The 8,839-nt window shown below is 66.2% G+C and carries 8 protein-coding genes and 1 pseudogene; 4 read left to right on the top strand and 5 right to left on the bottom strand.

What is annotated here, in order from left to right:
* Positions 1 to 159: 159 nt before the first annotated feature.
* From AC1DJT_RS30705 to AC1DJT_RS30690, 4 genes are all read left to right on the top strand, one after another.
* On the top strand, positions 160 to 894 hold the full coding sequence (locus AC1DJT_RS30705; protein WP_441506682.1) for an SDR family oxidoreductase: 735 nt from the start codon (positions 160 to 162) through the stop codon (positions 892 to 894).
* A complete protein-coding gene (locus AC1DJT_RS30700; protein ID WP_476770864.1) occupies positions 891 to 1,544 on the top strand; it encodes a TVP38/TMEM64 family protein in 654 nt (217 codons plus the stop codon). Before AC1DJT_RS30705 ends, AC1DJT_RS30700 begins: the two co-directional genes overlap by 4 nt.
* Positions 1,545 to 1,641: 97 nt before the next feature.
* The gene (locus tag AC1DJT_RS30695) at positions 1,642 to 2,025 is read left to right on the top strand and encodes a nuclear transport factor 2 family protein (RefSeq protein ID WP_476835529.1); all 384 of its coding nucleotides are present in this window, start codon (positions 1,642 to 1,644) and stop codon (positions 2,023 to 2,025) included.
* Between the two features lie 241 nt (positions 2,026 to 2,266).
* On the top strand, positions 2,267 to 3,085 hold the full coding sequence (locus AC1DJT_RS30690) for an MBL fold metallo-hydrolase (protein WP_476835528.1): 819 nt from the start codon (positions 2,267 to 2,269) through the stop codon (positions 3,083 to 3,085).
* A gap of 24 nt (positions 3,086 to 3,109) precedes the next feature.
* Here the strand turns inward: AC1DJT_RS30690 and AC1DJT_RS30685 are convergent, their stop codons facing one another.
* The 5 genes and pseudogenes from AC1DJT_RS30685 to AC1DJT_RS30665 form a co-directional block, all read right to left on the bottom strand.
* On the bottom strand, positions 3,110 to 5,632 hold the full coding sequence (locus AC1DJT_RS30685) for a rhomboid family intramembrane serine protease (protein WP_476835527.1): 2,523 nt from the start codon (positions 5,630 to 5,632) through the stop codon (positions 3,110 to 3,112).
* Positions 5,633 to 5,786: 154 nt separating this feature from the next.
* Positions 5,787 to 6,602, bottom strand: a complete 816-nt coding sequence (locus AC1DJT_RS30680) for an ABC transporter permease (RefSeq protein WP_476835526.1) — start codon at positions 6,600 to 6,602, stop codon at positions 5,787 to 5,789.
* A gap of 1 nt (position 6,603) precedes the next feature.
* Positions 6,604 to 7,518, bottom strand: a complete 915-nt coding sequence (locus AC1DJT_RS30675) for an ABC transporter permease (RefSeq protein WP_441506678.1) — start codon at positions 7,516 to 7,518, stop codon at positions 6,604 to 6,606.
* The gene (locus tag AC1DJT_RS30670) at positions 7,515 to 8,663 is read right to left on the bottom strand and encodes an ABC transporter ATP-binding protein (RefSeq protein ID WP_441506677.1); all 1,149 of its coding nucleotides are present in this window, start codon (positions 8,661 to 8,663) and stop codon (positions 7,515 to 7,517) included. The genes AC1DJT_RS30675 and AC1DJT_RS30670 overlap by 4 nt, the downstream gene beginning before the upstream one ends.
* Positions 8,660 to 8,839: pseudogene (locus AC1DJT_RS30665) on the bottom strand (hypothetical protein); the annotation flags it as partial. The pseudogene AC1DJT_RS30665 and the gene AC1DJT_RS30670, both read right to left, overlap by 4 nt.

The raw sequence follows: 8,839 nt of genomic DNA, 5'->3' as shown, positions 1-8,839 counted from the left end.
GCTCTCGCCCGAACCTTTCGCCGAGTTCCGTGCGTGCCGGCGCCCACGCCAGACCCCAGCCTGACACGCCGCAAACGGCAGTGGCCGATGTCGTCGGGCGCTTGCTCAACATCCCCGCCAAAACTCGGCTTTCTCAACGACCCCAGAAAAGACATCGGAATGCGTACCCCGCTTTCTCGATCCTCGAAAGTCGTTCTGACGGGCGGCACCTCGGGCATCGGAGCCGAGATGCTGGAAAAGCTCCTGTCCGCCGGGCACTCCGTCATTGTGCTGGCACGAAGCGCAAACCGGCTCGAGCCGCGCAACGGACTGGAGGCGATCGACATCGACTTGGCCGATCCTGCGGCGGTCAGGGCGGTGGCAGCCGACATCGCGGCGCGCCATGCCGATCTGAGCGTGCTCATCAACAATGCGGCGCTCCAATATCCCGTCGCCTTGACCGATCCCGATTTCGATCCCCTGCAGATGGACGCCGAAATTGCGGTCAATCTGCTGGCCCCGGCATTGCTGACCCACGCATTTCTGCCGGGTCTGAGACGGCAGGGCATCGGGACCGCGATCGTCAATATCTCCTCGGGACTGGCTCTCCTCCCGAAGCAGCGGACGGCGCTCTATTGCGCGACCAAGGCGGCGCTGCACAGCTTTTCCCAGAGCCTGCGCTACCAGCTCGAAACGGACGGGGTGGCGGTGATCGAGGCGATCCTTCCCCTGGTCGAGACCCCGATGACGGCGGGGCGCGGCAGCGGAAAGATATCGGCTCGCGATGCCGCGGAGGCGATCCTGGCGGGCGTCAGGTGTGCGCGGCCGGAAATCCATGTCGGAAAGGCGAGGCTCTTGCCGCTGATATCCAGGCTGGCGCCCGGGCTCAGTCGCAGGATGATGCGCGGCTCATGAAGGGCCTTCTGAAAGTCGCGCTTGTCCTTGCGCTCGCGTTCGCTTCAACCGCGCTCATCGTCAAATCGACAGGTCTGGTCTCCGAGCGCAGTGCGCTGGCCTTCATCGAGGCCGCGAAGGAGATCAATCCGCTCTATCTGGGGGCGGGTGTCGTCCTCCTGCTGGCGATCGACCTCTTGATTGCAGTGCCCACGATGACGACGATCCTGATCGCGGGATATGCGATGGGCCCGCTCCTGGGCGGAGCCTCCGCCACCACCGGGCTGATGCTGCTGGGGCTCGGCGGATATGGGATGGGGCGCCGCTTTGGCAGACCCGTCCTCGCCAGGCTTTTCAAGGATGGCGAAAAGCTCGCGGAGATCGAGCGAGCCTTTGCGAAGAACGATCTGCTCACGCTGTTTGCGTGTCAGGCGCTACCGATCCTGCCCGAGCTCAGCTGCACCATTGCCGGAATGACCCGGATGCGGTTTCGACGTTTCCTGTTCGGCTACTGCGTCGGCGTCATACCCTTTGCCTTCATCGTCGCCTGGGCAGGTTCGAAGAGCACGCTCAGCAATCCCGCACCGGCGATCTATGCTGCGATCACCTTCAGTGTGGGACTTCTGCTCGCCTGGACACTCATCCGCAGGCGATCTACCCGCAGCGCCTGAGCCATGACGATCCCTCGGCGGGCGGGCAAAGGGCGGCGCCCCCTTTCCCGGAACCTGCTCCACCGATGCTCGTTCTCTTCCTAGAAGGAGAACAGCCATGTCCGGAGACAAGCAAACCATCATCGATCTCGAGACGCGCTTCTGGCAGTCCATGGTCGACAAGGATGCAAAGCTCGCGAAATCGATGATTGCCGAGGAATGTCTGATCACCGGCCCGATGGGGGCGATGAAGATCGACCCCGCCAAGTATGAAGCCATGAYGGAAGAAGGCCGGTGGACGCTGCGGAGCTTCAAGCTCAGCGATGTCGATGTGATCATGCCGACCGACGAAGTCGCCGTCATCGCCTACAAGGTGCATCAGAAGGGCGACATGAAGGGCAAACCCATGGACATGAAATGCGCGGATAGCACGACATGGGTCAGGGACGGCCAATCCTGGAAATGCGCGCTCCACACCGAGACGATGCTGGAGAATGCCTGAGCGCGCTGGTTTGACTGCCTGGTGGCGAGCCGGTTCGTCCGATCACCGGATCGCCATGGGCGAATGCCGCATGCTGGAAGCTGCGGTCATCCGCGCTCCCGACGAGGAGCATGGCATCCGAGGCGATCACCGAGAGGCAGAACCCCGCTATACCTTGCGCGCAATTTCTCCTGCCTTCGACATCGCGTAAGAGCGAGCAGGACGGGGCTCGGTCTGCATCGCCCCAGCGAAGGATAGGATTTTGGCCTTTCTGACTGAACCGGAGCCGCCGCGCGGCCGGCCGATGGAGGTTGTCCCCKGCATCTCCCGTATCGTCGCCAATAATCCGAGCCTGATGACCTATCGTGGCACCAATACCTATCTGATCGAGGATGGCGACGGCTTCGTGGTTCTCGATCCCGGCCCCGACGATGCCGGGCATCTCGACGACATCCTGCGCGCCACGGGCGGTGCGGTTTCTGCGATCGTGCTGAGTCACACCCATTCCGACCATCTCGGCGCGACCGCCGGCCTGAAGGCCCGCACCGGCGCGAAGACATACGCCTACCATCTCAGCGCCGATGACGCCTTTATCCCCGATATCCTGCTGAAGGACGGCGACACCGCATTGGGGATGACGGCGATCCACACGCCCGGACACGCCTCCGACCATCTCTGCTTTGCCTTCCGGGACGGGATCCTGTTCAGCGCCGACCACGTCATGTCCTGGTCGAGCAGCATCGTCGCGCCGCCGGGCGGTGACATGGCCGATTACGTTGCAAGCCTACGGCTGATGCTGGCGCGCGACGACAGCCTGTATCTGCCCGGGCATGGGCCGCCGCTGCCCAATCCGCAGCCCTATGTCGCCGAGCTGCTGGAGCATCGCCTCAGGCGCGAGAACGCCATTGCCGATGCGTTGAAGGCAGGGCCGCAGGGAACCTGGGATCTCGTCGATCTGCTCTATTCGCAAACCGATCCATGGCTGCGGCGCGCCGCGGAGCGCAATGTGGCGGCGCATCTGCTCAAGCTCAGGGATGAAGGGCGCGCAGCAGTGTCGGATGAGAAGTGGATCTCGGTCTGACGAGGTCGGGGCGTCCCGCGCCCCTCACCGCTCGATCAGGCGGCGCTCGGTGCGGGCGGCCGCCCATTCCACGAAGGTCTTCGGGCAACTCGTGGCCGCATAAAAGATGAACGGGTCGGCCTCGGCCTTGGCATTCTCCAGAAGGTGCCATTCGCCGAGATAGAAATTCGCCTCGCAGGTCTGTTCGCCATGCGTGATCGGGTCTCGGCTCTGCGTTGCCGCGCGCAAGACGTTGCGGTCGATCTCGCCGCGATAGAACTGGATGATCGGGGCTGGCCAGACAGTCATGTCGACCCCCTTGGCCGCCGAGGCGAGCCGCCCCCCTCGCCCCGAACGTGCGGAGACGATGTGCAGCCACAGGGCGGCATAGGCGTCTTCGGGCTTCAGCGTGAGAGCCCGTTCCAGGTCCTGAATGGCCTTCTTGGGCCGGCCGTCGAAGAAGGCAAGCCAGCCGCGATAGCGCAGTATGCCGGCATTGTCCGGCTCCATGGCGAGCGCCTGATCGAGCCTAGTGATCGCGTCGCGCTGCCGGCCCATGGCGTCGAAGATACCAGCCAGATCGACCAGCGCCTGGGTGCTGGATGGTTGCAGGCGAACCTGGACTTCTGCGTCTTCAAGCGCCGCGTCAAGCAAGCCGAGCGCGAGTTCAGTCTGTGCGCGCCAGCCATAGATCGCGGGCATAGGCGGCGCCGTTGTGGCGCTCGCGCGTGTGAAGAGGTCGCGCGCGGCTTCCCAGTCTCGCGCCTTGCGCCGCGCTTCGCCCACGACAAGGAAGGCGTTCTGCTCGACCTCGGGAAGACTGGCCGGGGACAGGGCCGCCTGGGTCCTGCTGACCAGCGTCAAGGCCCTCTCGCGCGCAGCCTTGTCGTTGCCGACCGCGACGGCATGGGCGAGATGGCTGCKCGGATCGCGCGGATACTGGCGAACGAGCTCGGCGGAGCGTGCGAACCATTCGGCATCGGTCTTTGGCACTTGCTCCGGCGGGATGGTCAACCGCGCCAGGGCGACGTCACCAAAGCCCGCCCGCGGAATCGAGAGGAATGTCAAGGCTGTCAGGCCGAGTGCGACTGCAAGCGCGGGGCGGGCCCAGCGCGGACGCCGCGTCCCGGCATCCCAGGACCGCAGGATCAGGGCGCCGAGCATGGCCCCGGTAAGAGCACCGCCGCCATGGCTGGCATGGTCGAGCTCTCCAGCCGCGAGCCTGCCGCCGGCGAGGAAGGTTGCGAGCAGGATCGCGACGCAGAATGCCTGCAGCCAGAGCCGGCGGGCATCGTCGGCAAGCCGGAGGCTCACCACGAGGCCCGCAGCGATCACGGCCATGATCGCGCCGGAAGCCCCTGCACCAATCAGGATTGCCGGGTTCACCAGGATCGAACCGAGAGCCCCCGCAAGCCCTCCAAGCAGGAAGATGGCGAGAAGCCAGCCCCTCCCGAGGACCGGCTGGAGGAACCAGCCGGCAAGCGCGAGAATGACGACATTGCCGATCAGATGCGCCGCGCTCCAGTGCAGGAACATGGCGAGGACCAGCCGGTACCATTGCCCGGCCTGAATGGCGAGTTCGCTGGAGACGCCGCCGAACAGCACGATGGTCACGCCGGTGACGCCAAGGCTCTGGGACCGGACATAGGTTTCGGCCAGTTCGCCGATGAAGACGAGGATGAGGAGAGCCGCCAGCGCCAGCGTCGCCCAGGGGATGGGCCGGAGACCGGCGGACAGCGCGGCTTTCCGCGAAGCGTCGCCCGAAATGCCAGTTTCTGCACCAGGAGGCTGCTCAGATGCGACCTCCCTGGCCCCGTTCACGAGGCGGAGCACGGTGGTTCCTGCGGCTTCGTCGTAGAAGGCGTCGCGACCTCGCGCGATCGCGTACAAGGCGGCGATCACCGCCATGGCGAGCGGCAAGTTGCCGAGGAAACCCAGGATGGATGCCAGATCGTTCGGAAGCGGCGCCCCTGAGCGAAGGGCCGCGAACAGCAGGATCGCCATTGCCAGAGGCGCCACGCCGGGCAGCGCGAACAGGATGTAGCGCCGGGCGAGCGCGGCGCGGATCTCTGCTGCAGCGACCGGCTCGTCCCACCGCGGCAGGACGCGCAGGGACAACAGATGGCGTCCGAGGCTCGGCACGCCGCGGATCTCCAGCAGCCACCGCATCAGCGCCAGCAGCGGCCATTGCAGGACCGACAGGTCGAAGGCCAGCGTCATCTGGTACTCAGCGCTCAGCGCATAGCTGAGCGAGGTCGTGACGCTTGAACCGGCCTCCTGCCGCGACAGCGTGTAGAGCCGGGCGGTCGGCTGCCCCAACAGCGATTTCGTGCAGATGCTCTCTGAAGTCGGCCGGAAGCCGGCCGGGATCTCGATCGTCGCGGGGCGGCCTTGCGCGGGCCGGCAGTCCGTCATGAAGCTCGAGCCGTCGATCAGCGCCCCGTTCGAGAGCGGGAACAGGACGGCCGCCAGTGCCTGGGTGACGATCATCACGACGACAAGATCGATCAGGAAGGCCAGGCCGCGGCGCAGAACGCCGCCCTTCACCCAATCCGGTGCGTCCCGCATGCCCCATCCCGATCATGGCCGCCAGCGTTGCGCTGCTTTGGTCGGCCGCAAGCTCAGGTTGTCATGAATAGGGCGCGCCGCTCAGCTTGTCACGGTCTCGCCAGGTCGGCCGGCATATGCCACGTCTACCGGCAAAGGATTGACTCCATTGCCTTTATTTCTCCGCCTTGCCCAGCAGTTGCGAGGCCGCCAGAAGCAGCGAGGTGATCACGATCATGATGGTCGAGATCGCCGCGATGGTCGGGTCGATCTGGTCGCGCAGCGCCATGAACATCGCGCGCGTCAGCGTCGAGTTGTCGCCKCCGGAGACGAAGAGCGAGACCACCACCTCGTCGAAGGAGGTCAGGAAGGAGAGCAGGGCCGAGGTGACGATGGCGAAGCCGATCTGGGGCATCGTCACCTGGAGGAAGGCCTGCGCCCGCGTCGCGCCCAGGCTGCGGGCAACGCGCTCCTGGTCGAGATCGAAGCTCTTCAGGGCCKAGCCGACGATCATCATCACGATCGGCACAGCAAGCATCGTGTGCGCGAGCACGATGCCGAGGAAGGAATTGACCATCTTGAGCTGCACGAAGGCATAGAACAGCGCGACGCCGACGAGGATGACCGGAACGATCGTCGGCGTCAGCAGCGCCAGGATCACGACCCCGCCGAAGCGCAGCCGCGAGACATGCAGCCCATAGGCCGCAAGCGTGCCGACCGGCGTCGCCACGAGCGCCGTGCAGATGCCGGCCTTGAGCGAGGTCCCCGTCGCCGCCATCCAGCTCTGCGAGGAGAAGAACGCCTCGTACCAGCGCAACGACCATTGCCGCGGCGGAAACTCCAGATACTGCGACTGAGAGAACGACATCGGGATCACGATCAGCGTCGGCAGGGCCAGGAAGGCGAGCACCAGCACCCCGAGCCCGTAGAGCCAGAGCCGCGACCGGTGCGTGATCTGCGTGTCGCTGGCGGGACGATCGAACCAGCTCATATCAATGCCCCGCGCCGAAGAGGCCCGCGCCGCGCGAGAGCCGGGCAGCCAGGACGAGCACGACGAGCGTGATCACTAGCAGCACGACACCGAGCGCACTCGCCGCCCCCCAGTTGAAGAACAGCTCGATATCGTTGGCGATGCGGTTCGAGACCATCGTCACCTTGCCGCCGCCGAGCATCGCCGGCGTCACGTAGAAGCCGAGGCAGAGCACGAAGACGAGCGCGGAGCCGGCGGCAAGACCGGGCAGCGACAGCGGAAAGAACACGGTCCAGAAGCCGTGAGCCGGGGTCGAGCCGAGGCTGGAGGCCGCCCGCAGCAGGTCGCGGTCGATCGCCCGCATCGTTCCGTAGAGCGGCAGGACGAGGAAGGGCAGCATGATATGGACCATGCCGATCAGCGTTCCCGCGACATTGTGGACGAGCTGCAGCGGCTCGCTCCAGATGCCGAGCTCCATGCCCCAGGTGTTGATCAGCCCGCGGCGCTGCAGCAGCACCAGCCAGGCATAGGTGCGCACCAGGAGCGAGGTCCAGAACGGCAGCAGCACCGCGATCATGCAGAGATTGGCGGCGCGCCGCGGCAGCTGCGACAGGAAATAGGCGAGCGGATAGCCGAGCAGGATGCAGATCGCCGTGGTCAGCAGGCTGATCTCGAAGGTCGTGCGGAAGGTCCGGCCATAGGAAGGCTCGGCCAGCATGCGCCGGTAATGCTCCAGGCTCGGTGCGCCGGCATCGTCGAGGAAAGACAGGCCGAAGAGCCAGCCGACCGGCAGCAGCACCGTGATCGTGACGAGCAGGAGCGCAGGCGCGGCCAGCGCCGCCAGCCCGAACCGCTCGCGCCAATGGTCGCGGCGCAGCGCCGCGGCATGGAAATCGTCGCCGGCCCCGCCGGCAATGTTGAGCCCGGGCGCGCTCACTTGCGCGCCCTCCCCTCGTCGCCCAGCAGGACGGTGTCGCTGACGGCGATGCCGACCGCGATCGGCGTGCCGCGTGCCGGCGGCGCGGCATCGTCGCCCCGTGTCGCCATGCGCAGGCTGACCAGGCTGCCATCGCCCAGMACGAGCTGCAGCAGCAGCGTGTCGCCCTGGTATATCGCGCTCTGGACCGTGCCCTCGAAGCGGTTCATCGCCTCGGTTTCGCTGCCGTCGAGGATGCGTAGCCGTTCCGGGCGCAGCATCATCACGCAGTTCCGCTGCCCGGCCGGGACCTTGGGCGCCTGGATGACGGCGCCGGCAGCCCGGCAGATGCCATCGGTGACCGCGACATCGAGAAACGAGGATTCGCCGATGAACTCGGCGACGAAACGGCTGCCGGGCTGGTCGTAGATCGCACGCGGCGTGTCGATCCGCGCGATCCGACCGCGATCGAGCACCGCGATGCGGTCCGACATGGTCAGGGCCTCGCGCTGGTCATGCGTGACATAGACGGTGGTGGTGCCGAGCCGGTCATGGAGCTGGCGCAGCTCGATCTGCATGCGCTCGCGCAGCTGCTTGTCGAGCGCCGAGAGCGGCTCGTCCATCAGGATGATGCGCGGCTCGAAGACGATGGCCCGGGCAAGCGCGACGCGCTGGCGCTGGCCGCCGGAGAGCTGGTTGATGCTGCGCCCGCCATAGCCGCCAAGCTGGAACATCTCCAGCGCGGCCTCGACGCGCCGGGCGATCTCGCTCGCCGGGACGCGCCTCAGCCTGAGCGGGAACCCGACATTGCGGGCGACGTCCATATGCGGAAACAAGGCGTAGTTCTGGAAGACCATGCCGATCTCGCGCTTGTGCGGCGCAAGCCGGACGACCTCGCGCTCGCCGAAGCGGATGCTGCCCTTGTCGGGCCGCAGGAAGCCGGCAATCGCCATCAGCAGGGTCGTCTTGCCCGACCCCGATGGGCCGAGCAGAGTCAGGAACTCGCCGGGCCTGACGTCGAGATCGACATCGTCGAGCACCGAGACGGCGCCATAGGCCTTGCTCAAGCGCCGCACTGCGATCGGCAGCGCCCTGCCTGCGGGTGAGACGAGCGGGGCTGCCGCGATGGCAGCCTCCCGCTCGCCGGGATCAGCCGCCAGTCTCATTCGGTCAGCATGTTCTGGTAGGCCGCCGAGGCCTGGGTCTCGAACTTGGTGTACCAGTCGAGGTCGATCGGCACCTGCTTGGCGGCATTGTCGGGATGCGACGGCAGTGATTTGGCATAGGCCGCCTCGATCGTGCCGAGGTCGTAGGCTTTCTTGTTGGTCGGCCCGTAGGTAGG

This window comes from Allobosea sp. 05T422_2 (assembly GCF_056396265.1).
The sequence above is the reverse complement of the archived record's forward strand: the minus strand, read 5'-3'. Positions and strand labels throughout refer to the sequence as shown.